This is a genomic window from Candidatus Ulvibacter alkanivorans, assembly GCF_003333325.1.
GTDB lineage: Bacteria > Bacteroidota > Bacteroidia > Flavobacteriales > Flavobacteriaceae > Ulvibacter_A > Ulvibacter_A alkanivorans.
Genome location: NZ_QOLC01000098.1, coordinates 26,291 through 48,683, shown reverse-complemented (window position 1 = coordinate 48,683; position 22,393 = coordinate 26,291). Strand labels below are relative to the sequence as shown.

At 40.4% G+C, this 22,393-nt stretch carries 20 protein-coding genes; 8 read left to right on the top strand and 12 right to left on the bottom strand.

The genetic code is table 11. The features are described 5' to 3' along the window. Positions 1 to 98 precede the first annotated feature (98 nt). From DWA30_RS10895 to ctlX, 4 genes are all read left to right on the top strand, one after another. Positions 99 to 1,385, top strand: a complete 1,287-nt coding sequence (locus DWA30_RS10895; RefSeq protein ID WP_114492575.1) for a citrate synthase — start codon at positions 99 to 101, stop codon at positions 1,383 to 1,385. Between the two features lie 63 nt (positions 1,386 to 1,448). Beyond that, positions 1,449 to 2,363: a dimethylarginine dimethylaminohydrolase family protein gene (locus DWA30_RS10890; RefSeq protein ID WP_114492574.1), complete on the top strand. Its 915-nt coding sequence runs from the start codon at positions 1,449 to 1,451 to the stop codon at positions 2,361 to 2,363. Positions 2,364 to 2,417: 54 nt separating this feature from the next. Then, positions 2,418 to 3,233 (top strand): transporter, encoded by an 816-nt coding sequence (locus DWA30_RS10885; RefSeq protein ID WP_114492573.1) that lies wholly within the window; start codon positions 2,418 to 2,420, stop codon positions 3,231 to 3,233. Between the two features lie 192 nt (positions 3,234 to 3,425). Further along, positions 3,426 to 4,331 carry a citrulline utilization hydrolase CtlX gene (gene ctlX / locus DWA30_RS10880; RefSeq protein ID WP_114492676.1) on the top strand — a complete coding sequence of 302 codons (906 nt, stop codon included), beginning with the start codon at positions 3,426 to 3,428 and terminating at the stop codon, positions 4,329 to 4,331. On the opposite strand, the gene DWA30_RS10875 is transcribed toward ctlX, so the two are convergent. Beyond that, positions 4,328 to 5,752: an SDR family oxidoreductase gene (locus DWA30_RS10875; protein WP_114492572.1), complete on the bottom strand. Its 1,425-nt coding sequence runs from the start codon at positions 5,750 to 5,752 to the stop codon at positions 4,328 to 4,330. The genes ctlX and DWA30_RS10875 overlap by 4 nt on opposite strands. A gap of 116 nt (positions 5,753 to 5,868) precedes the next feature. Between DWA30_RS10875 and DWA30_RS10870 the strand changes: the two genes are divergently transcribed. Then, positions 5,869 to 6,075, top strand: a complete 207-nt coding sequence (locus DWA30_RS10870) for a hypothetical protein (protein ID WP_114492571.1) — start codon at positions 5,869 to 5,871, stop codon at positions 6,073 to 6,075. Here the strand turns inward: DWA30_RS10870 and DWA30_RS10865 are convergent, their stop codons facing one another. After that, positions 6,076 to 6,507, bottom strand: coding sequence for a hypothetical protein (locus tag DWA30_RS10865; protein ID WP_114492570.1), 432 nt, complete (start codon positions 6,505 to 6,507; stop codon positions 6,076 to 6,078). Then, complete coding sequence (locus DWA30_RS10860) at positions 6,508 to 6,861, bottom strand: bleomycin resistance protein (protein WP_210725405.1); 354 nt, start codon at positions 6,859 to 6,861, stop codon at positions 6,508 to 6,510. A 110-nt stretch (positions 6,862 to 6,971) separates the two neighbouring features. Between DWA30_RS10860 and argS the strand changes: the two genes are divergently transcribed. Continuing rightward, positions 6,972 to 8,750, top strand: coding sequence for an arginine--tRNA ligase (gene argS, locus DWA30_RS10855; protein WP_114492568.1), 1,779 nt, complete (start codon positions 6,972 to 6,974; stop codon positions 8,748 to 8,750). Between the two features lie 32 nt (positions 8,751 to 8,782). Here argS and DWA30_RS10850 read toward each other — a convergent pair whose 3' ends face one another. From DWA30_RS10850 to DWA30_RS10840, 3 genes are read right to left on the bottom strand one after another with little or no spacing between them, the layout of a single operon-like run. Next, entirely contained in the window at positions 8,783 to 11,338 is a 2,556-nt protein-coding gene (locus tag DWA30_RS10850) for a TonB-dependent receptor domain-containing protein (protein ID WP_114492567.1), read from the bottom strand. Beyond that, positions 11,319 to 12,227, bottom strand: a complete 909-nt coding sequence (locus DWA30_RS10845) for a FecR family protein (RefSeq protein WP_114492566.1) — start codon at positions 12,225 to 12,227, stop codon at positions 11,319 to 11,321. The genes DWA30_RS10850 and DWA30_RS10845 overlap by 20 nt, the downstream gene beginning before the upstream one ends. Before the next feature lie 55 nt (positions 12,228 to 12,282). Then, positions 12,283 to 12,792 (bottom strand): RNA polymerase sigma factor, encoded by a 510-nt coding sequence (locus tag DWA30_RS10840; RefSeq protein ID WP_114492565.1) that lies wholly within the window; start codon positions 12,790 to 12,792, stop codon positions 12,283 to 12,285. A 114-nt stretch (positions 12,793 to 12,906) separates the two neighbouring features. Here DWA30_RS10840 and DWA30_RS10835 point away from each other — a divergent pair, with 114 nt between their 5' ends. Together DWA30_RS10835 and DWA30_RS10830 are read left to right on the top strand one after the other, a co-directional pair. Then, positions 12,907 to 14,655 (top strand): hypothetical protein, encoded by a 1,749-nt coding sequence (locus DWA30_RS10835; RefSeq protein ID WP_114492564.1) that lies wholly within the window; start codon positions 12,907 to 12,909, stop codon positions 14,653 to 14,655. A 337-nt stretch (positions 14,656 to 14,992) separates the two neighbouring features. Beyond that, positions 14,993 to 16,528, top strand: a complete 1,536-nt coding sequence (locus DWA30_RS10830) for a hypothetical protein (RefSeq protein ID WP_114492563.1) — start codon at positions 14,993 to 14,995, stop codon at positions 16,526 to 16,528. A 306-nt stretch (positions 16,529 to 16,834) separates the two neighbouring features. Here DWA30_RS10830 and DWA30_RS10825 read toward each other — a convergent pair whose 3' ends face one another. The 6 genes from DWA30_RS10825 to DWA30_RS10800 form a co-directional block, all read right to left on the bottom strand. Next, the gene (locus tag DWA30_RS10825; protein ID WP_114492562.1) at positions 16,835 to 18,307 is read right to left on the bottom strand and encodes a M28 family peptidase; all 1,473 of its coding nucleotides are present in this window, start codon (positions 18,305 to 18,307) and stop codon (positions 16,835 to 16,837) included. 46 nt (positions 18,308 to 18,353) lie between these two features. Further along, a complete protein-coding gene (locus tag DWA30_RS10820) occupies positions 18,354 to 19,040 on the bottom strand; it encodes a DUF4919 domain-containing protein (RefSeq protein WP_114492561.1) in 687 nt (228 codons plus the stop codon). A 269-nt stretch (positions 19,041 to 19,309) separates the two neighbouring features. Next, positions 19,310 to 19,735, bottom strand: coding sequence for a VOC family protein (locus DWA30_RS10815; protein WP_114492560.1), 426 nt, complete (start codon positions 19,733 to 19,735; stop codon positions 19,310 to 19,312). 31 nt (positions 19,736 to 19,766) lie between these two features. After that, positions 19,767 to 20,252 (bottom strand): hypothetical protein, encoded by a 486-nt coding sequence (locus DWA30_RS10810; RefSeq protein WP_136073189.1) that lies wholly within the window; start codon positions 20,250 to 20,252, stop codon positions 19,767 to 19,769. Between the two features lie 268 nt (positions 20,253 to 20,520). Beyond that, positions 20,521 to 20,871, bottom strand: a complete 351-nt coding sequence (locus DWA30_RS10805; RefSeq protein WP_114492558.1) for a DUF2200 domain-containing protein — start codon at positions 20,869 to 20,871, stop codon at positions 20,521 to 20,523. Between the two features lie 126 nt (positions 20,872 to 20,997). Beyond that, positions 20,998 to 22,389 (bottom strand): NAD-dependent succinate-semialdehyde dehydrogenase, encoded by a 1,392-nt coding sequence (locus DWA30_RS10800; RefSeq protein ID WP_114492557.1) that lies wholly within the window; start codon positions 22,387 to 22,389, stop codon positions 20,998 to 21,000. Positions 22,390 to 22,393: the final 4 nt, after the last annotated feature.

Below are 22,393 nucleotides of genomic sequence, written 5' to 3'. Positions count from 1 at the left end.
AGGATTTTTTAACCTAACAAGCGTTCGTTCTTCCCTAAAAGATCGTCCAAGATTTTGTATCTTAGCGGTCCTGAAATTTATTAAACCAAATTGAATATATGTCTAGAATAGCAACCCTCGAGATCGACGGTAAAAAATACGAATTTCCTATTGTTGAAGGCACAGAAAACGAAATCGCCATTGATATTAAATCGCTGCGTGGTAGCACCGGCGGGATCACTACCTTGGACCCTGGATATAAGAACACAGGATCTTGTGAAAGTGCGATCACATTTTTAAATGGGGAAAAAGGAGTGTTACGCTACAGAGGCTATTCGATTGAAGAACTAGCCGAGAAGGCAAATTTTCTTGAAGTAGCGTATTTACTGATCTTTGGTGAATTACCTACCAGAGCACAATTAGATAAATTTCATTCAGACATAAAAGCACAGTCCCACGTAGATGAGGATGTGAAGAAAATATTAGACGGATTTCCAAAATCGGCACATCCAATGGGTGTGTTGTCTTCTCTAACATCTGCATTGGTTGCATTTAACCCTTCGTCTGTAAATGTAGATAGCGAAGAGGATATGTACAATGCTATTGTTCGTATTCTTGCAAAATTCCCAGTACTTACCGCATGGGCATACCGTAAGAGAGCCGGATTACCACTAGATTATGGTGACGACTCATTAGGATACGTCGATAATTTCTTGAAGATGATGTTCAAGAAACCGAATGGCGAGTATGCTTCAGACAAAAAAGTGGTAGATGCCTTAGACAAGCTGTTGATTCTACACGCAGATCACGAGCAAAATTGTTCCACGTCTACCGTGCGTATCGTTGGCTCATCACATGCAGGTTTATTCGCTTCACTTTCCGCAGGGATCAATGCACTATGGGGCCCTTTACATGGAGGTGCTAACCAAGCAGTGATCGAAATGTTGGAAGCAATTAAGGAAGATGGTGGAGATACTAAGAAATTTATGGCCAAGGCTAAAGACAAAGAGGATCCATTCCGCTTAATGGGCTTTGGGCATAGAGTGTACAAAAATTTCGATCCTCGTGCTAAGATTATTAAAAAATCGGCCGATGAGGTACTCGAGAGCTTGGGCATTCAAGATGAAGTATTAGACATTGCCAAGGGCTTAGAAAGAGAAGCCCTAGAAGATTCTTACTTCGTCGACAGAAAATTATATCCAAATGTAGACTTCTATTCGGGTATTATATATCGTGCATTAGGAATCCCAGTAGAAATGTTCACGCCAATGTTCGCATTGGGTAGACTTCCCGGATGGATCGCACAGTGGAGAGAAATGCGATTGCGTAAAGAACCAATTGGACGTCCGCGTCAAGTATATATTGGTGAAACGCAACGTTCTTTTAAGCCTATAGAGAACAGATAGGTTAGAAAACATTACTTGTAAGCATCCACCCTATCAGGTGGATGCTTTTTTTATATTTGTAGTATGATCAATTTGAATATCAACGACGAATTTTCACAACTTCAAGCGGTAATCTTAGGAACCGCCAAAAGCAATGGTGACACCCCCAGATTAGAAGACGCCTATGATCCTAAATCGGCAGAACACATAAAAGCCGGAACCTATCCGTTAGAAGACGATATGATTAGAGAGATGGACGCGGTGAACGCTGTATTCGAAAAATATGGGGTAACCGTCTATCGACCTAAAATAATTGAAGACTACAATCAGATATTTACACGCGATATTGCCTTTGTGATAGAGGATAAGTTCTTTAAAGCAAATATCTTACCTGACCGCGAGAATGAATTTGAAGCCATAGAGCATATTTGGTCCCAAGTTCCAAAAGAAAAACGCATACGTTTTCCCGAAGATGCGCATATCGAGGGTGGTGACGTGATGCCTTATGGCGATCATATTTTTGTAGGGACGTATTATGGTGATGATTACTCTAATTTTATCACAGCGCGAACCAATATGAAAGCAGTTCGTCATTTACAATCTCTTTTTCCGAATAAGAAAGTAAAGTCTTTTAACCTTCGAAAATCGAATACAGTGGCGCAAGATAATGCGTTGCATCTCGATTGTTGCTTTCAGCCTATTGGTCATGGCCGTGCGATTATCCACAAGGAGGGATTCTTAAATGAGGATGAATATGAATGGTTGGTGAATTTCTTCGGAAAAGAAAATTGTTTTCATATTAGCAAACTGGAAATGTATCATATGTTCAGTAATATCTTTTCTATTTCTGAAGATGTCATTGTTTCAGAAAAGAATTTTACCCGACTCAACAATTGGCTACGCGAAAAAGGGTATACCGTGGAGGAGGTGCCTTACTATGAAATTTCCAAACAAGAAGGACTGTTGCGTTGTACAACGATGCCGTTGCGACGTGCGTAATGTAAGTTTCATGCGCTTTTCTCGTTCTAACCATGTACCTAATTCGTGGATCAAATGAAATACACGCTAGCGCTAGTAACTGTTTTATTTTCAACCTTCTCATCCTATTCTCAAGGCAGGATCGATGGATTTTACAACCCAAAAGGAGCTGCTACTTTCGTTCTTGGTGCGGGACAGGAAGACACCAATCATTATTATGCAGGCACTACTAAGACCGATATAGAACGCCAATTGCAATATATTAGCGTGTATGCCGCCTATGGAATAATTGATAATGTTGAGGTATCAATAGCGATTCCGTACCTTAAGAGTGATGAGAATACCAATTTTCAAGACCTGTCGGTTTTTCTGAAATACCAGTTCGCTAACCGTGATTTTTCGAACAGCCAGTTGGCGTTTTCGGGAGCTATTGGAATGTCGACACCCATAAGCGAATATGCGATTGGAGGTCTTAATGACATTGGCCAACAAGCTACCATCATAGAAACTCGGTTGATGACGCATTATAAACTAGACTCAGGATGGTTCGCTACTTTGCAAAGCGGATTTTCGTTTAAATTGGAAGAAGTTCCAAACAGCATTCCTGTCGTGTTTAAAGCAGGTAAAGCCCTGTCTAAATACTACTTCGATATTTATTACGACTTTCAACATTCCTTTGGGGGGATCGATTATTTAGGAACACCACCGCCTCAAAATTTTAGAAGGTTTGGTGTTGATTATCACAAAATTGGAGGTACGTTCTATTTCGTCCTTTTTAAAGATTTTGGCGCGTATGTAAGCGGTTCTTACGTGCTTGGAGGTCGAAATGTCTTTGCCGGGCCGGGATATGGCGTCGGATTGGTTTATTCGCTTCGGAAGCAGGATCTATAAAAGTTAAGATCTTTCCGAAGTTATAAAAATGAAAAGAATAGTGCGCTTTAGATTCATTTTAAAACTGTTAATAAACTTTAACTTCGACCTAAAATTTCCACTTTCAAGAGTCGTTATTGAGACAAAAAAACCAGTACATTTACAGTCCAAAATTTAACCACATTGACAAGACAAATTACCGATACTATTTTAATGATTCGACCCGTTGCCTTTCGTATGAACGAAGAGACGGCCGTGAATAATTATTTTCAAGAAGACTTAAATTTAAAGAATGCAGAGATCAATGCCAAGGCTCAAGAAGAGTTCGATCGCTTTGTAGAGAAACTTCGAGGAGTAGGGGTTAATGTGATTGTTGAAAATGACGATAAGAAGATGGACACCCCAGATTCGATCTTTCCTAACAATTGGATCACGACGCATGAAAATGGAGACATCGCCATCTATCCACTATTTGCAGAGAACAGACGAAAAGAACGAAGAGAGGAAGTATTAGATCGTTTTGAAAAAGAAGGGTTTAAAATAGCCAATATTGTAGATTATACGGCTGCTGAGGAGGAAGGGTTGTTTCTAGAATCGACCGGTAGTTTATTGTTAGATCGGGTAAATCAGAAGGCCTATTGCGCCTTATCACCAAGAGCCGACGAAGAATTGTTGATCGAATTCTGTGAAGATTTTGAATTCACACCGGTGATCTTTACCGCCAATCAAACTGTAAATGGAAAACGGATGCCTATTTATCACACCAATGTCATGATGTGTTTGGCAGAAGATTTTTGTGTGATCTGTTTGGACAGTATAGATGATAAAAAAGAAAAACAAAACGTCGTACAACATCTAAAAGCCGACGGAAAGGAGATCATCAAGATCACCGAGGGACAAATGCATCATTTTGCCGGTAATATGCTACAAGTACAAGGCAAGGATGCGAAGTATCTTGTAATGAGTGCGGCTGCTCATGCAAGTTTGACGAACGATCAATCTAAGGCAATCGAAAAACATTGTAAAATCCTAAGTAGCGATCTGGAGACCATCGAAACTTGTGGTGGTGGTAGTGCACGCTGTATGATGGCCGAGGTATTCTTGCCTAGAATCAATTAATTTGTTTTCGCAATATTCCGTATCATTCCGCCAAAAATAAAATAGTGAAACGGTAACATGGTGTACCAATATATACGTCCCCATAGACCTAGCGGTCGAAAGGTCGCTGTTTGATGTAGTACATTGTTATCATCGATACAGAATTCTAACCAGGCCTCGCCAGGAAGTTTCATTTCGGCAAATAACAACAGTCTCCGATCCTCTTTATTGGCATAAATTACACGCCAAAAATCTAAGGCATCTCCTGCATAGATCTTATCGGGATGCGTTCTGCCTCTTCTTAATCCAACCCCTCCTACCAGTTGGTCCATAAATCCTCTCAGTTTCCACAGCCAATTGCCATAATACCAGCCTTTGGTACCACCAATTGACCAAACATTTTGAATTACTTGGGTTGGATTCGATACTTTTATTTTTTTATCGTCTTTTAAACACCCGTAAGACGGCACCTGTATGTAGCCCTTTAAATTTGAAAATCGGCCCGCTACCAACGAATCCTTCCAACTAGAGGTTACGAGATTCTGTTCGATCTTAATAAAAGCCTTACGTATGGATTCTTCGTACGAAATTGGCTCGATTTCAATGATCTCTTGTATTCTGTTATCGCTGGCAACCACTTCCATTTTCATGCTGTCCACTAAATTCACCGCCAATTTGTAGGTAGTGGAAGTGACAAAATACAGCCAGTAAGAAGATAGTCTCGGCGACATGACCGGTACCGAAATGATCCATAACTTCAATTTACGAACCTTTGCATAGGTAAGTAACATTTGTTTGTAGGTAAGAATATCCGGTCCGCCAATATCAAATGATTGGTTATAACATCGCTCGTTGAGCATGACACCCGATAGATATGAGATCACGTCGCGAATGGCGATTGGTTGAATCTTTGTTTTAAGCCACTTAGGAGCGATCATAATTGGTAGTTTCTCACAGAGGTCGCGAATAATCTCAAACGATGAACTACCACTTCCAACTACGATTCCTGCTCGTAAGACCGTAAGTTTGTAATCTCCCTCGTACAATATTTCTTCAACTTTCTTGCGTGACGATAGGTGTTTCGATAACTGTTCTTCATTCACAATACCACTTAAATAAATTACTTGTTGAACCGAAGTTTCTTGTAAGTAGGTGTTGAAATTTTTCGCTGCTTTTGCTTCGAGTTCCTCAAAATTGCTCGTAGATACACTCATCGAGTGAATAAGATAATAGGCAACATCGAACTCCTTAGGAAAATTAGCCGTGTCAACTTCCTTGACAAAATCGACCTCTACAATTTCCACTCGTTTTAAGGTGTCGGCGTCTAAGGGAATTCGGTTCTTGTCTCGAACACAACAAATTACTTCATGCCCCTGCTCTAATAAAGCAGGTAACAATCGCATACCAATATATCCGTTTGCGCCGGTGAGTAGTACTTTCAATATTTTTTGTTTAAAGATAACTATTAAAGATTAAACGTAGGTTAAAATGCCGTTAATCCTTCAATGGGGTTGCTGTTATATTGACTACATTTAAATTTCAACGAAACTTAAAAATTATGAAAGTTCTAAAATTTGTGTTACTGCTGGTAGGTGTCATCTTGATTGCAGTTGGTTTGTACAATGCATTTGTTCCACAACAGGTATTAGATATTGGTCCGGTGGAAGTTTCAGCTAAAGAAGGTTTAAGCAATCAAACGTTAGGAATGATTGGTCTTGGCGTACTTGCACTCATAGCAGGCGTATTTATAAAGAACCGAAAATAACTATAGATCTTCGGGTCGTATAGGCGTCTGCTCGGCTTTGGCCGAAAGTACTTTCGACATGAATCTATGAATCGAACCATCTTTAGCACCTGCCTCGATCTTTATATAATAATCATCTTTATAGATGGAATATTCCTCCGCCTTTCCTTTATAAAGCACCAATTTATAATAGGGAATTACCAGAGCATACGACTCTAACAACGATCTAAATCCTACGATTATCCCTTTAGGTCGCATTTCTATATTACACTGGTTTCGATTGTTATCTAAGATCAATAGATTATTGATCTGAACACTGGTATCGGTAATAATTAGCTTGGTCGAACCAATGCCGCGCATCTTAAAACGTGTAGCCAAACTAAAAGGAGGACCTACCTCCGCATCAATTTTTTGCTTTATCTGCTTATTGTTATACGAGACGTTCAGTAGCATTTATAGTTCTTTTCCAAATTTTATCATATTGCCATCTGCATCCAATACCGCAAATTCTCGCATACCCCAAGGTTTGTCCTCTAAACTGCCATTAGGGTGGATTACATCGGTTTTTTGCAACTCTTTGTAAAGCGCGTCTATATGCTCGACATGAATATAACAACTTGTATTTTCGGGATGGATCTTATCATCACATTTCCAAAAATGTAGTTCTATAGCGTCACGACCTACTATGGCGTAATTTTCATCAGTATACCCTTGTTTGTCAAAACCTAATCGATCTTTATAAAAGGCAACGGTCTTAGTAATATTTAAAGAGGCTAGAACAGGAACGGCACGCACTAAGTGTTTCACTTTTTTCTTTTAAAGATACGCATTTGCAATGAAGTCAGACTTTAAAATTCTCGTATCTTTGCCAACGCTTTTCAGAAGCAATTATATACGTATAAAACCGGTAAACTACTATGAATTTGCAGCAAACGCTTTCAGAAAAAATTATTAAAGCGGTACAGGATCGATTCGATGCCACCTTAGAAACGGTAGAGTTTCAAGCGACACGGAAAGACTTCGAAGGCGATATTACCGTTGTGGTTTTCCCAATGTTGCGAGTGGTGAAAGGCAATCCGGTGCAGATTGGTGAAACCATTGGAGCCTATCTGGTAGAACATGTGGACGCGGTAGCCGATTTTAATGTAGTAAAAGGATTTTTAAACTTGGTGTTAAGTGATGCGTATTACTTGACATTCTTTAATTCTGTAACCGATTTTTCTCACTTCGGAAGGCATTCGCAAGCTGATGGAGCTGTTATGGTCGAATTTTCCTCTCCCAACACGAATAAGCCACTGCATTTAGGGCACATTCGAAACATTTTGCTGGGGCATAGTGTTTCACAAATAGTGGAAGCCGCCGGTAAAAAAGTGTACAAAACTCAGATCATCAACGATAGAGGGATCCATATCTGTAAAAGTATGTTGGCTTGGAAACGCTTCGGAAACGGAGAAACTCCAGATTCAACCGGGTTAAAAGGTGACAAGCTGGTAGGAAACTACTATGTAAAGTTCGATCAAGTATATAAAGAAGAAGTAGCACAAGCCATCGCGCAAGGCACACCCGAAGAGGAAGCCAAAACTACAGCACCATCCTTAGTAGAAGCTCAAGAAATGCTCCGCAAATGGGAAGCCGGAGATCCGGAAACTGTGGCGCTGTGGAGCAAAATGAATAGTTGGGTGTACGACGGATTCGCAACTACCTACGATTCTTTAGGGGTTGATTTTGATAGTTATTACTATGAGAGTCAGACGTATTTACTAGGGAAAGACAATATTGAAGAAGGGCTCGCCAATGGTGTGTTCTTTAAAAAAGATGACGGTTCTGTATGGTGTGATCTTACCGATGAAGGCTTGGATGAAAAACTGGTCTTAAGAAGTGATGGTACTGCGGTCTATATGACACAGGATATAGGAACGGCCATTCAGCGCGTAAAGGATCACCCCGATGTAACGGGAATGATCTATACCGTTGGGAACGAGCAAGATTATCACTTTAAAGTGTTATTCTTGATTTTAAAAAAATTAGGCTACGCCTGGGCCGAGCACCTCTATCATCTTAGTTATGGAATGGTGGACCTGCCTTCGGGTAAAATGAAAAGCCGTGAAGGTACAGTGGTCGATGCCGACGATCTAATTAGCGAGATGGCGAATACAGCCGGAGCTATTTCCGAAGAGCTTGGAAAGATCGACGACTTTTCCGAAGAAGAAAAACAAAAACTCTACCACACCATTGGGTTAGGGGCTTTAAAATATTATATACTTAAGGTCGACCCAAAGAAGAGGATTCTCTTTAACCCGGAAGAAAGTGTAGACTTTCAAGGGAATACCGGTCCATTTATTCAATATACCTACGCACGTATTCAATCAATTTTACGTAAGGCCGATGAAACTTCAGTTTCATTTGAGACACATAAAGCTGTAGACCTACATCAAAAGGAGAAGGAGCTGTTAAAGCAGTTGCAGCTTTTTCCGGAGACCATACAGCTGGCTGCCGAAAACTACAGCCCGGCATTGATCGCAAATTATACCTACGATCTTGTAAAGGAATTTAATTCGTTCTATCAAAATGTGCCAATTTTCGCGGCAGAAACAGAAGAAGAAAAACAGTTTCGTATACGGTTATCGGGCGCAGTTGGGGAAGTGATTAAAACGGCCTTTTCATTGTTGGGTATCGACGTGCCCGAACGTATGTAATCAACATTTTTACCTACCATTAAAAGCGCGAATTAGAACAATACCTGAACCGATACGTTGGGCGTTAGTCCAAGCGATTTTTGTTCAATTTGGTTGATGCGTGTAGAACCGTTTTCATTTTCTAAGCGCGCGTACCGAATGTTCAAGGTGTTGTCGGTATCCAGGATATTTAGAATTGCCACGTTGATCTTGGCGTCTATTTTTTCTGAAACATTCCAACGATATTCGGCAGAGAGGTCGGTTCTAAAATAATCGGGTAAGCGTTTGCTATTTGGGGTGTCGTACAAGATAGGATCTGCTGGTTCATTCGAAGCATTTTGTCCGTCAGACAATGGAAGCGTAAATGGTTTCCCGGTATGCCAATTTATACCCAAGGCCACCTTAAACCGGTCTAGCGTATACGATCCGGCCAGTGATGCTGCATGACGAATGTCTAAGTTATTTGGAAATTCACTGGGAACAAGAGATGGAAATTCATAATCGTTTTGTGCATAGGTATAACTGATCCATGAACTAAAATCCCCCCATTTTTTGTTTACCGCCAATTCGAGTCCATAGTTGGTGTAACTTCCAATCGCTTCTACAAACTGAAATTGATTCTGAAATCCCTGATTTCTACTGGAGATTCCGTTCACAAATTTATAATAGGCCGTTGTTTCAATAAACCACTTTTTACGTTGATAGATAACTCCAAAACTACCTTGTTTGCTCTGTAAAACCGGTATCTCGTCTCCCGTAGCTAGAACCCATCTCCTTTTTTCAACCCCTAAGAAATCACTTTCAAAATCGATACGTTGAGTGGTGGTCTGACTCTTAAATTCTCCCAGAAGTTCTATGGCGAGTCCGTTGCTTATTTTTTGATGCACGCTCAATCGGGGTTCTACTAAGACCTGATCAAGTTTGGTGAAATAGTTTAAACGAAGTCCGGCATTAATGATCGTGTTCTTTTCTTCGGAAGTGTAAGTAGTTCGGCCAAAAACGGAATGGGTTCGCAACACGTCTTTTTCAAAATTTCGAAAGCGTGGTAAATTCACATCCTGGGTATTGGCAATGCCTGTTTCGGTAAAATGATATCCCGACCGTAACTGAAACTTTTTAGAAATAGCATACAAGCCTTCTACTTTTACTCCGGTTTCTATTACTTCGTTCTCTTGACGTAACTCTTGAGTAGTAAAAATGTCACGATTGAGCGCATCTAAGGCATAATACGTTCCATAGGTCATGAGGTAACTCTTAAAAGAGTCATTCCAGTTTCGTTCCCAGTTCACTCCGCCCACCAAGCTACGTTGTGATAAACTACTTGTTTCAGATTGCTGCGAGTTTGCAATGGTTTCGGTAAAATCTAAGCGATTGTCGATGGTTAAAAAGTTAAACCGAACTCGATCTTTTTCCGAAGCATCCCATAACAATTTGGTGCTAAAATCGTAGAATCTAAAATCTTCATCGGCCGTGATCATAGTGGCATCGTTCGAACTGTTAAAGATCTCTGTATCTTGAAAAATTCGTGAGGAGTAGGTGTCGTAAACAGGTGTTTCTAACAGGTCGTTCAACGAGCGTCTTCCACTAATTTGCAACCCTACCTTCTTAGAGATGGGCATACGTACAAAAGCGCTTCCATTTATAAAGTTAAAACCAGCTCCTGCGGTAAGATCGCGCGTAATGGTGTCATCAGACTTCATGTGGATCACACTGCTTACACTTTCTCCATACCTGGGTAGTGTTCCATTTTTATAGATCGAAACGCTTTGCGTTAGATCAGGATTAAATGCGGAAATAAGTCCGAAGAAATGACCGCTTTGGTACATTTTGATATCATCCCAAAGAATAAGGTTTTCTGCATGTGTTCCCCCTCGAATGTTTATGTTCGAAATAGTTTCATCCACACTTTCTACACCCGGCAACGCCTGCACAATTTGTAAAATATCGTTGTCCACCTGCCCGGGAATAAGTCCGAAGTCGGAACTATTTAAGACGATAGAACCATCGTTCAACTTATCGATACCTTTGGTAAAATAGCTTGTAATTAGCACCTCGTCTAATGTAGCGATGGTGGGCAGCATGAGCAAGGAAGTACACTCTTTAGTTAGCGTCCCCACCGGGATAGTTAGGGGCGTAAACCCAATAAAAGTAACGGTGAAGGCTTTGGTCCTGGCTGCTTCAGGTATAAAGAACTCACCTTCAGTATTAGTAGTCGTTGCAAAATCGTTCGTATCGGCAATTACGGTAGCTCCAACCATTGGTAATCCGGTGGAGGCATCGATGATCTTTCCGCAGTACAAATTAGCTGTAGGGGTTTTAACTACGGTTATATAACGCGTGTCTATTGCGGTAAATTGAAAGGGCGTAGTGCTGTTGAGGTAAGCGATCGCTTCGGTTAAAGACAGGGCGTCAGACGGGGTAGCTACCAGCACATTCTGGATATCATTAGGAGCATACGAAAAGCTTACACCATAAGTGTCTTCAAGCAATTTAATAATATCGATGAGAGGTTCTAAAGTCGTATTTTGGCAATAGGAGACCGGTCCACTAAGAAATGTGAAAAAAAGAAACGCAGCAATAATTGCGTGCTTACGGGCTGCCTTTTGCATAAATTGTTACTTCCCCTTCATTTATACTATATGTTAATTGTAGTGGGTCGCAAACCGATGTGAGTGCCAGCTCGAGATCGGAATGGGTAAAACTCCCTGTAAATCGTTTGTTGGTTCCTTGTAATTGTGTGTTTATTGTAATTGGGTATTGGTGTTCCAACTCGCTAATCACAGTTTGTAAGGTTGCATTTTCGAACGAACTTTCGTTCTTGGTCCAGTTTGGAACCGTATTACTGGTGGTATTGTACATAACTAACGTACCCTCTTCCACTTTTAGTTTAGTGCCGGCCGGTAATTTTATCAAAGTGTCATTAAATGCCACACTTACCAAACCTTCGTAACAACTTACATTAAAAAAACGATCTCGTGAATATACGTTAAATTGAGTTCCCAATACACGAACATCGCCCAGCGAGGTACTTACTTGAAATGTACTTCCCTTATTTACTTTAAAGAATGCTTCTCCGTTGAGCGTAACGTTTCGCTCATTCTCCCAATTACCCTTAGAATAGGTGATCTCTGAATTTGCATTTAAAATTACTTCGGAAGCGTCTGGAAGCGAAACAGAAATTTTTTCTCCAATCCCGGTGCTCATGGAAGTGTCCATGGTGCTTATAAACCAATACCCAACAGCTAGTACGGCGATCGCAGCAGCTACTTTAAGGAATGTTCTCACTGGGTTTAAATTGCGCACCTTGCTTGCACCGGCAATACCGGCTTCGATCTTGTTCTTGTTTTTTTCGAAATTGAACGCAGGTGTATCGAATGTTTTCGCTGTATCTGCAATTCGTACATAGGCGGCGTATTCGGGATCTGCTTTCAATGCAGCGATCTCGTCTTTGGTGGCCTTGCCGTTTAAATAACTATGTAGTAAGTATTTTTTTTCCATGATGTGGTCTATTCATGCTTAAAACAGTTCTATAGCTGTTTACCCTACTTTTATTTTAAATTGAATCGATCTCTTTCCGAAGAGAGGCCAATGCTAAACTCATTCGTTTTTCCACTGCCTTTACCGAAATATCTAATAATTCTGCGATCTCACGATATTTTTTTCCTTCAATCCTGTTGAGCAAAAATGCAGTGCGTTGCGCTTCTGTGAGATTGGCGATCGCATTCTGAAGTTTATCTTGAAATTGCTTTTCTTCCAGAATAAACTCGGGCGATTGGTGGTTGTATTTGTCGGGCTGTTGTTTGGCATGTTTTAACACTACCTTTTTGTGTGCTACTTCATTTAAAAATGCATTGTTGGTAATGGTGTACAAAAACGATTTCGATTTTTGAACCGTTACCTTAGCACAATGTTGCCATAATTTTATAAAGGCATCTTGAACCAGATCATCGGCTTGCGCTTCGTTTCCACATTTAAAGAAAATAAAACGCCACAACGATTGTCCGTGATCGTCGTAAATTTTATTAAAGATTTGTTCTTCGCAAACGTTTTCTTTTTCTTTCATACATTAGCAATGGTCAGGGTCCAAATATAAACGAAAAACTTTTTATCAATTTAGGTAGGGGATTTTTAATTATAACTGTTTTATTAGTGACCAAGGCTTCAAATAGCCACTACAATGAAACAAAATAGACACTTAATCACTTTATTACTGCTCTTTTTTATGGTGCTACTCGCTGGTTGCCAAAAGGAAGAAGAAGAGTTTATAGACGAAACAGATGATGAAACGATCACTGCAAATTCTGTCTTGGGCGACCTGTTGGTGCGTAGTGCCTTACAAGCAGGGGAATTAGACAATATTATAGATGGCAGCGATTGTGTCACCGTGGTGCTTCCAATCACCGTTTTTGCGAACGGCCAAGAGGTGCTCATTCAGGATGAAGATGATATCGAGCAAGTCGAAGCGATTTTCGATCAATTTCCAAATGATACCGATACCTTAGAAATACAATTTCCAATTACCGTTATATTGGCCGATTTCTCTCAGGTCGAAATAAATTCTCAAACCGAACTGGATACGGTCATCGCGAATTGCGAAACCGATTTTGATGAAGCCATTGCGTGTGTCGATTTTGTTTACCCCATTACTTTTTTCACCTACAATCAGGCGCAAGAACAAACGGGTACGGTAACGATTAATAGTCAGCCACAATTGTACGATTTTTTAAACAATTTAGACGATGACGATTTTATTGCTGTCGATTTTCCAATTACAGTGCTGGTTAACGAGCAGTCGGTTCAAGTAACAACCAATGCCGAATTGCTTACCGTTCTTTCCGAAGCAAATTGTGAAGACGACGATGATCCAATCGATACCACACAACTTGAAGATGACCTAACCACAGGTGTTTGGTATATCACATATTATTTTGACGATACCGACCAAACCGATGCATTTCAAGGGTATGAATTTAGTTTTGCTGCAAATAACACAGCTCAGGCCTCATCCGATACGAACACGGTGAACGGTTCGTGGATGTTTACTTCGGAAACACCCGTAGAATTAACACTGTTCTTCGGAAACAATGCTCCTTTCGATGAACTGGATGAAGACTGGGAGATCTTGGAAGCAACCGATGAAATATTCCAACTTCGTGATCTAAGCGGCGATGGCAGCACCGATTTCCTAACTTTTGAACGCACTCCAAATAACGACGGTTCTAATGAAGAAGTAAACGAATTTATTCAAGATCTAACCACCGGTACGTGGTTTGTAACACTGTTTGATGATAGCGGCGACGATGAAACTTCAAATTACGAAGGTTTTGAGTTTACCTACTTTGCTAATGGAACAGCGATCGCAGAAAATGGGAACAACAGCATCGATGGTTTTTGGAGCGTGGAGAACGACAATGGTAATTTAGCCTTGGTGCTTAATTTCGACAGTTCAGGTAGTGGAAATCCATTGGGAGACCTAAATGACGATTGGGATGTGTTAGAATCGAATGATAGTATAATTAGGCTACGAGACAACGATGACTTTTTAACTTTTGAACGTGAACCAACGGGCGGTGGTTCAACGCCAGATCCACAAGAATTGCGTACAGTTATGGAAGCGGGAACTTGGTACGTAGATACCTTTTTAGATGATGGCGATGATGAAACTTCCGATTTTAACGGATTTGATTTTACGTTCAATACAAATGAAACAGTGAGTGCGACAAATGGTAGCGAGACGGTCACGGGAATTTGGATCGTTACCGTAGTAGGAGAAGAACTCAATTTCGAGTTCGACATGGATAGTCCGCTAAACGGAGCAGATGATGATGCCTATAAGGTGCTACAGTTTAACGATACTTCGGTCACTTTTATCATTCGCGATAGTAATGGTAATATTGAAGACACCCTAATTATAAAGAAAAACTAAAGAACATACCTATGAAAAAGAGTATGATGTTGTTTTGTTGATGACCTGTGTGTTGCTTTTTGCTGCGTGTACTAGCGTGGATAATCTTAATCCCCAACCCAACAACACGAATGCAAATATTATTTGCAGCAATTGCAAGAAGCGGCACATGGGAAATTACGCAATTATAGCGCATCAATAAAATGTAACTCCCTTATTTTATCTTTAGTTGTAAGTCCGATGTATCCTATATATCGGACTTTTTTCTTCGGAAACTTTTTCTTAAATAAAGTCGCTGGCAAGGTAGGGTTTTTTACATCTGGATTGTTTTATACATACAAACCCAAAAAATATGAAAATGAAAACCAAACTAACAAAAAGCATTATATATTGCTTCCTATTAAGTGTCGCGATAGTGCTTTCATCTTGCACTAGAAATGAAGATGATTTTACCGATCAAGATCAAACTGTTGAAACCATAGCAACAGGATCGCAGTTGTACAATCTATTAGTAAGTGTGTCACAGGACACTTCAGAAAATGAAAATGCGATAGACTGTGCAGGCTTCGATTATCCAATCACTATACTAATCTACGATGAGAACGGAGACCAAACCGGTACCGAAACTATTATAAGTGATTCGGATTTGTTTCAATTCCTATCAGGACTTGGTGACAACCAGTCCATTTCACTACAGTTCCCTGTGTCGATTATATTAAACGACGGTACAACTGTGGAAGTGACAGATAATTCAGAATTGCAAAATATCATCACTAGCTGTACCGAAGATGAAACTAGTAATACCATAGATACACAACAACTCGAGACCGATCTTACGACGGGTGTTTGGTATGTTACTTATTATTTTGATGACGTAGAAGAAACCGACAATTTTGGAGGCTACGAATTTACTTTTAATACCGATCAAACGGCCCAAGCAACCAATGGCTCCAACACGGTATCCGGAAATTGGAGTATAAACGATGACGATACACCGGACCTTGTACTATTCTTTGGTGAAACAGACCCTTTCGATGAATTGGACGAAGATTGGGAAATCCTAGAAGCCACCGATGAGATCATTCGATTGCAAGATATAAGTGGTGATGGCACCACAGACCTACTTACCTTCGAACGTACACCAACTACGGGTGGCGGAAACAATGACGTAGATCAATTTAGCCAAACGATCACAGACGGTGCATGGTATGTAAATGTATCTAACGACGACGGTGATGACGAAACCTGCGATTATGCAGCCTATGAATTTAATTTCAATGCAGACGGAAGCACTACGGCAGTTAGCAATACAGATACGGTTAATGGAACGTGGAGCGCAATTATAGATGACAATCAATTAAAACTAGTATTGAGTTACGAGTTTTCCGGACAAGATGATCCTTTTGAAGATCTGAACGACGATTGGGATGTACTTGAGTTTGATACGCAGCATTTTAACCTACGAGATATTAGTGGCGGTAATGGTGGAACTCATTTGTTGAACTTCGGAAGACAACCCGTTACAGGATGCAACGGTGGAGGAGGAAACGATGTTCAGGATCTAATGGATACCTTGGAAGACGGTGAGTGGAAAGTGGCAAGTTACGTAGACGACGGTAACGACCAGACGGCAGATTACACCGATTTCGTTTTCGATTTTAACTCCGATGGTACTGCCACGGCAACTGATAGCAATGGTACGACCAATGGAACATGGAGCGTGATCATTGACGATAATGAACTGAATTTGGTCCTGAACTTTGGTACGGCCTTCCCATTAGATGAACTCGAAGATGATTGGGATGTACTCAATTTCACCGATGTGCTTGTTGAATTGCAAGATATAAGTGGTGGAAACGGAGGAACCGATTCACTAACATTCGAAAAATTGTAACAAAGTATTGGGCATTCAACAACAAGGATTCATTGCAGTTGCTCAACATAGTTGAAATAAATCGCTAAAGCGGTTATAGCTAACAAAAACTAATAAACTGCCTTGGAAGAGATCTGTCTTGAATGCCTTATCTAATTAGATTGGTTAGTAATAGAGCAATTCACTTTTGCTCCAAATAAAAAGCCGACTGAGAATAACTCAGTCGGCTTTGTTTGTTTAACTCCTTGCTTATCGTGTAAAAAGCAAGTCGTTACTTTCCTTGTGTTTTTTCTGTAGGGAATAGTTGGTAATTCGTAGCGCTTGTGATTAGTTACTATATAATTTTTTACCGGTCGCTTCGTACTTGTCTCCTTTGGTCCAAGTAGGTGTTTCCGGATTATTGGCTATGGTTCTCCCTGCCAACACATAGGCGCGAAAAAATTGAAGCATATAGTCATAATCAATACTATCTGCATGATCTCCCGGCCTGTGGTAATATTTTGTCACATCTCCGTTAAAGGCTGTAAAACCAAGCGAAAATGTGGGCGCCGGAATTCCTTTGGCTGCGAAATGTACGTTATCACTTCGGTCAAAAAGTCCTTGTTCCGGTGCAGGATCATCCACGGCAGTGAGTCCGAAGGCAGTGGCTGCATTCTTAATAGACTGCTCGGCCGTGGTACGAGGTAACCCTATGATAGTTGCCAAAGAGGTGTCGTTGTAGCCGGCATTGTCGCTGTTAAAACAATACACCATCTGCTTTAGGGGAAGTACCGGGTTTTCGACATAGTATTTGCTACCTAGTAAGCCTTTTTCTTCCGCAGTAAATAGTATAAATAGTGCCGAACGTTTGGTAGGATATTTGGCTAGATTTTCTGCCATACTTAAAACGGTGGTTACGCCTACGGCATTGTCACGAGCGCCGTTATAGATGGTGTCACCCGTTGCGTCCGGCTGTCCTACGCCAACGTGGTCGTAATGGGCGGAGTATATAATGTATTCGTTCTTTAATTTTGGATCGGTACCTTCTACGATTCCAATTACATTTTGAGAACTTGTGCGTGTTTTCATTTCACCACTCGACATAAGATCTGCGGTGATGCTTCGTGTCGTCTCTAGTTCTTTTGCATAACTTCCATATTCGTCATGTACCCAGATATGGGTAAAACCGTTAGATTTTTGCTTTTCGTTAGACGCTATTTCAATTCGATCTGCATTAAAATTATGATCGATAAAGTTCCAAATATTCGCATCGGCTTTTAGAAGCTCAACGATCCCGATCGCTCCCGCTTTTTTTGCTAAGGCAGCCTTCTGCTCACGTAATGCATACGCCGCTTGTGCGTCTTTTGTGTCCGGTCCGCCTGCTTTTATAATAATTAGTTTTTTGGCTACCTCTTTTCCATTGTAATCGTCCTCAAGGCCATAACCAAGGAATACTGCCTCGCCTTTGTAAGTGATGCGTTGTCCTTCTAATGCAACTTTTTTCTTATAAGAAGTCCCATTTACGGAAAGTGAAAATTGCTTTGCCGGTGATACTTTCTGAAGGTCAAATCTTTGATAATAGGTGCCTGTTTCCGGATTTGGTTGTACACCATAACTGCGAAGTGTATTGGCCAAATAGGAGGCTGCGATCTTATTCTCTTGGGTGCCGGTTTCTCGTCCTTTTAAAAGGTCGTCTGCTAAAAAGTAAATATGACCTTTAATGTTATTTTTGTCTACGGTGGCCTCTACTAACTCTTTATCAGATTGGCCGAATAGGGTAGTACATCCTATTAAAAATGCAAGGGTAAAAAGGTATTTCATGTTTTTAAGTTTAAGTGTGAAGATAACGAATAAATGAAGGTGATCATTACTCATCGAACATCTGGTTAAGGTGATTTAGACAGGGGGTTACATCAAAATATAGTGCTTCTACCCCTTGCTCATTCTCAGCAAGTGTGAGTCGGTCGTAATGTTCTATAAGACTTTGCTCGCCACCAAACTGAAAACCAAATACATTCAATAATTGATATTCATGAGATGTGTTTATGACATAAAATGCTGTTTCTTTACTCACTCCATTACCGCTACTCATTAATGTTTCCACTATCATTCCTGCTTTTTGGCTCAAATTAGTAACTGCAGCATTGTTGTTCAACATGTCGTTGGCGAAGAGCTGCATATTCATAGCTTCAAGCGAAAATGGATCTTGTTTTAATAGGGAGTCAGAGAATTTCAATATAGTGCGATAATCACTTTCGTTTAAACTGTCCTTGCTCCACATGGGACGAAGACTGTCTTCATAACCAGAGCGACCGTATGGGTCGTATTCGGGCTGAAATGTATAGCCATAATACAAATGCCGGCGCTGTTCCATGGTCAAAGTCGTGTCAGCCGCAGTAAATCGATCCATAAGATCGGAATAGTAGAAATCTGAACTCTCTTTTTTGATATTCTTTTCGATCTTTTTGTAATCGGGTTTTTCAAAATCCCAGGACTGGGCATGAACGCCTAAAAAACTACTTAATAACACAAGTAGCGTGAACTTTTTAATCATAGTAAATAGTATCTAAATAAAATTTCGAGTAATATACTATTTCTTTCCTAAAGGTTTAAGAAACCTGAACAGTCTCTTTTAGTGAATTGTATGTTATGCGATCACTTCAATATAGAGACATGTACAATTTGAAATTATAAGTTGCTTTTGCACAAGCAACTAAAACGAGAATTCGTTGTCCTTGTTTCTAGTTGTTAAGTAGTTTGTTTTTTTCTGAAAGCTTGCCGCAAATACAATTAATTTGTTTGTCAATACAGACAAGCGTAATACTACGAAGGATCTGCACTTACCATCCACTGAACTCCAAAACGATCGGTACACATTCCGAAGTAAGATTCCCAAAAAGTGTTCTCCATAGGCATAGTTGCTTTTCCCTCCTCGCTTAATTGAGCATAGAGTTTATCTGCTTCTGCCTTACTTTCCGCAGTAATGCTTAAAGTTACATTTGTGCCGAAAACTGCTTTTCCGTAATGCTCACTCGTATCGCTACCCATAAGTGTATACCCTTTTTTAATGGGTAGGCTTACGTGCATTATTTTTTGTTTATCGGAGTCTGACATGTTGAAGTCTGCACTTTGTGGCATCTCACCAAACCTACTCAAGGTTTCAAATTCGCCACCAAAGACGCTTTTATAAAAATTAAAGGCAGTTTCACAATTGCCGTTAAAGGTCAAGTAAGGATGTATAGCAATCATAAAGTTCTATTTTAGTAGATGCCCTCAAATCTCATAATTTTCGGATCATTTTCCGAATTTCTTTATCGCTCGTGTAAATAGTGATACGTGAACAGGCCTCCTGCTCGAAGGTGTTTCGTTTGTTCTCTTCATATTCATAGAGCGTAATGCGATCTACGTTGTCAACATTTAATGCCTCGATAAGCAGTTCCACATCCGGATTTTCATTTAGATCTAACACCAACCATTTGGTCTTAGAATAGATCAAGCCGAATTGTATAGGACAACCGCACAACTTGCGATCGGTGCTTGTTCCGGGAGTTATAGATGCTTCTGCGTTCGACAAAAATTTTGAATCTTCATGGATCTTATCCTTGATCTGCACCAATTGATCATCCATGGTTGCTGCTTTCTTGTATTTTTTTATCCAAGCCTTGTTCATTTCACGCAAGTCACAATCTGACGAATGTATTGCTTGCCCGAAACTGCTTCCGAAGAAAAAAACCGATAAAAAAAGGATTAGTAATTTTGTTTTCACCCCAACTATGTTTTTAATGGACCGGTATTCCCCCGTACCGGTTTTACAGGAAACGCATGCACATAGTAGGTGATTGGAAATCAATAGGGTATATCAAATATAGTTAAAAATTAGATTGCTTGTAGGAATGTTCGTAAAAAAAATATGTTAAGACGCATCTGTGCGCATGCAAATGAATATCAATGGGTTACATAAACTCCCGTGAATTTTACAAAACAGCAAGAAAATGTTTGCGCTCTAAAAAGTAAAACAGTCGATTAGGAAATTGTTACGAGCGTAGAATTTTTTCCATGGCCTTACCTCTTGCAAGTTCATCAACCAGCTTGTCGAGGTATCGGATCTTTTGCATGAGCTCATCTTCGATCTCTTCCACACGATGGCCACAAATAACTCCTGTGATCTTAGTGACGTTCGGATTTAATTGTGGTGCTTCTGCAAAAAAGGTTTCAAAGTCTACTTTAGTGTCTAATTGTTTCTGAAAAGACTGTTGGTCGTAGCCCGTAAGCCAAAAAATTATCGTGTCCACTTCCGCTTTGGTCTTTCCTTTTTTTTCCGCTTTCTGAACATAATAAGGATAGACACTTGCAAAAGAGGTTGTGAAGATGCGATGTTTGGCCATGTTAGTGAACATTTAAGCGTTACTAAGGTATTAAAACATTTTAAGGAAATAAAGAGTTGACCTGTCTTTTAAACTAAAAAAGCCACCTTCATCCAGGTAGCTTTTTTTTAAATCCTTAGACTTACACTAACCGTTTAACGCCATAACAGCTTTTACGTTTACGAATTCTTTAATTCCGAAACCGCCGTGCTCTCGACCGTAGCCTGAATTCTTAACCCCTCCAAACGGCATATTGGGTTGCGCCAGTCCGAATGAATTTATAAAAACCATCCCTGTGTCAAAGTACTTTTGAGCCAGTTCGAAGGCTTTATCGGTGTCTTCACTAAAGATACCCCCGCCAAGACCATACCTGCTGTCATTAGCAATTCGCATCGCATCCTCACTGTCCTTAGCACGTATCAAAGAAGCTACCGGTCCAAACAACTCATCGTCATAGGCAGGTTGTCCGGGGGTCACATCGGCTAGTACGGTTGCCGGATAAAAGAAACCTTTCCCATCCGGAATTTCACCTCCGCATAAGATAGTAGCACCTTTTTCCACGCTTTTAGTTACTTGTTCATGCAGGTCTTTCCGAAGGTCTTCGCGCGCCATTGGGCCCAAACGAGTATTTGGGTCGGTGGGATCCCCGTAGGTAACGCCTTGCATCCGTTTTACAAATGCTTCCTTAAACTCGTTGAATACCTTGTCTACCACAATAAAGCGTTTGGCGGCTACACAGGTTTCACCGTTATTATAGACTCGTCCTGTTACGCACTGTTTTACAGCCTTGTCGATATTCGCATCTTCTAATACGATATAGGCATCATTACTTCCCAGTTCTAATACCGCTTTCTTTAAATTTTCTCCAGCTTTTTTACCTATGATGCGTCCTGCATCGGGACTTCCGGTAAGAGTAACTCCGCGAACTAACTCGTGCTCGATTATTGCATCCGATTGATCATGACTAATAATGAGTACTGTGAACAAGTGTTCTGGCAGCCCAGCTTCCTTAAAGATCTTTTCTAATAATTTTGCGCAGCCTGTTACACTTTCGGCATGTTTTAATAAAACTCCGTTTCCGGCCATTAAATTGGCAATTGCATAACGAACTACTTGATAGGTTGGAAAGTTCCAAGGTTGTATGCCGTAAATTACACCAATCGGCGAATAGGTAATGATACCTTTTCCGCCGTCAGGAAGTTCACGTTCTTCATCGATCAATTCTTCAACACCTGTTTGAGCTGTGTAATCACAAATACCCGCACATAGGTCAACCTCTTGTTCACTCTGTTTTAACAGCTTTCCCATTTCTTTGGTCATAAGCTGTACCAATTCTTCTTTGTTCGCTTTTAAGGCATTTCCCACTGCTTGAATACGTTCTCCTCTATCTTTTAACGACTTGTGTCGCCATTCTAAAAAAGCTTTATGACAATTTCGTACCGCTGTATTGGCTTCTTCTTGCGTCATATAGGCATAGGTTTCAATAGGTTCGCCGGTGGTCGGATTTATCGTAGTTATTTCTTTTTCTTTTGTTTTCATAGTT

What these genes read in the sequence shown, in the direction of transcription:
- DWA30_RS10895 (WP_114492575.1), top strand. Translation starts at nt 99, where the DNA reads ATGTCTAGAATAGCAACCCTCGAGATCGACGGTAAAAAATACGAATTT.
- DWA30_RS10805 (WP_114492558.1), bottom strand. Translation starts at nt 20,871, where the DNA reads ATGGCCAAACATCGCATCTTCACAACCTCTTTTGCAAGTGTCTATCCT.
- DWA30_RS10800 (WP_114492557.1), bottom strand. Translation starts at nt 22,389, where the DNA reads ATGAAAACAAAAGAAAAAGAAATAACTACGATAAATCCGACCACCGGC.
- DWA30_RS10840 (WP_114492565.1), bottom strand. Translation starts at nt 12,792, where the DNA reads ATGAAAGAAAAAGAAAACGTTTGCGAAGAACAAATCTTTAATAAAATT.
- DWA30_RS10890 (WP_114492574.1), top strand. Translation starts at nt 1,449, where the DNA reads ATGATCAATTTGAATATCAACGACGAATTTTCACAACTTCAAGCGGTA.
- DWA30_RS10850 (WP_114492567.1), bottom strand. Translation starts at nt 11,338, where the DNA reads ATGCAAAAGGCAGCCCGTAAGCACGCAATTATTGCTGCGTTTCTTTTT.
- DWA30_RS10885 (WP_114492573.1), top strand. Translation starts at nt 2,418, where the DNA reads ATGAAATACACGCTAGCGCTAGTAACTGTTTTATTTTCAACCTTCTCA.
- DWA30_RS10870 (WP_114492571.1), top strand. Translation starts at nt 5,869, where the DNA reads ATGAAAGTTCTAAAATTTGTGTTACTGCTGGTAGGTGTCATCTTGATT.
- DWA30_RS10835 (WP_114492564.1), top strand. Translation starts at nt 12,907, where the DNA reads ATGAAACAAAATAGACACTTAATCACTTTATTACTGCTCTTTTTTATG.
- DWA30_RS10825 (WP_114492562.1), bottom strand. Translation starts at nt 18,307, where the DNA reads ATGAAATACCTTTTTACCCTTGCATTTTTAATAGGATGTACTACCCTA.
- argS (WP_114492568.1), top strand. Translation starts at nt 6,972, where the DNA reads ATGAATTTGCAGCAAACGCTTTCAGAAAAAATTATTAAAGCGGTACAG.
- DWA30_RS10815 (WP_114492560.1), bottom strand. Translation starts at nt 19,735, where the DNA reads ATGATTGCTATACATCCTTACTTGACCTTTAACGGCAATTGTGAAACT.
- DWA30_RS10845 (WP_114492566.1), bottom strand. Translation starts at nt 12,227, where the DNA reads ATGGAAAAAAAATACTTACTACATAGTTATTTAAACGGCAAGGCCACC.
- ctlX (WP_114492676.1), top strand. Translation starts at nt 3,426, where the DNA reads ATGATTCGACCCGTTGCCTTTCGTATGAACGAAGAGACGGCCGTGAAT.
- DWA30_RS10865 (WP_114492570.1), bottom strand. Translation starts at nt 6,507, where the DNA reads ATGCTACTGAACGTCTCGTATAACAATAAGCAGATAAAGCAAAAAATT.
- DWA30_RS10820 (WP_114492561.1), bottom strand. Translation starts at nt 19,040, where the DNA reads ATGATTAAAAAGTTCACGCTACTTGTGTTATTAAGTAGTTTTTTAGGC.
- DWA30_RS10830 (WP_114492563.1), top strand. Translation starts at nt 14,993, where the DNA reads ATGAAAACCAAACTAACAAAAAGCATTATATATTGCTTCCTATTAAGT.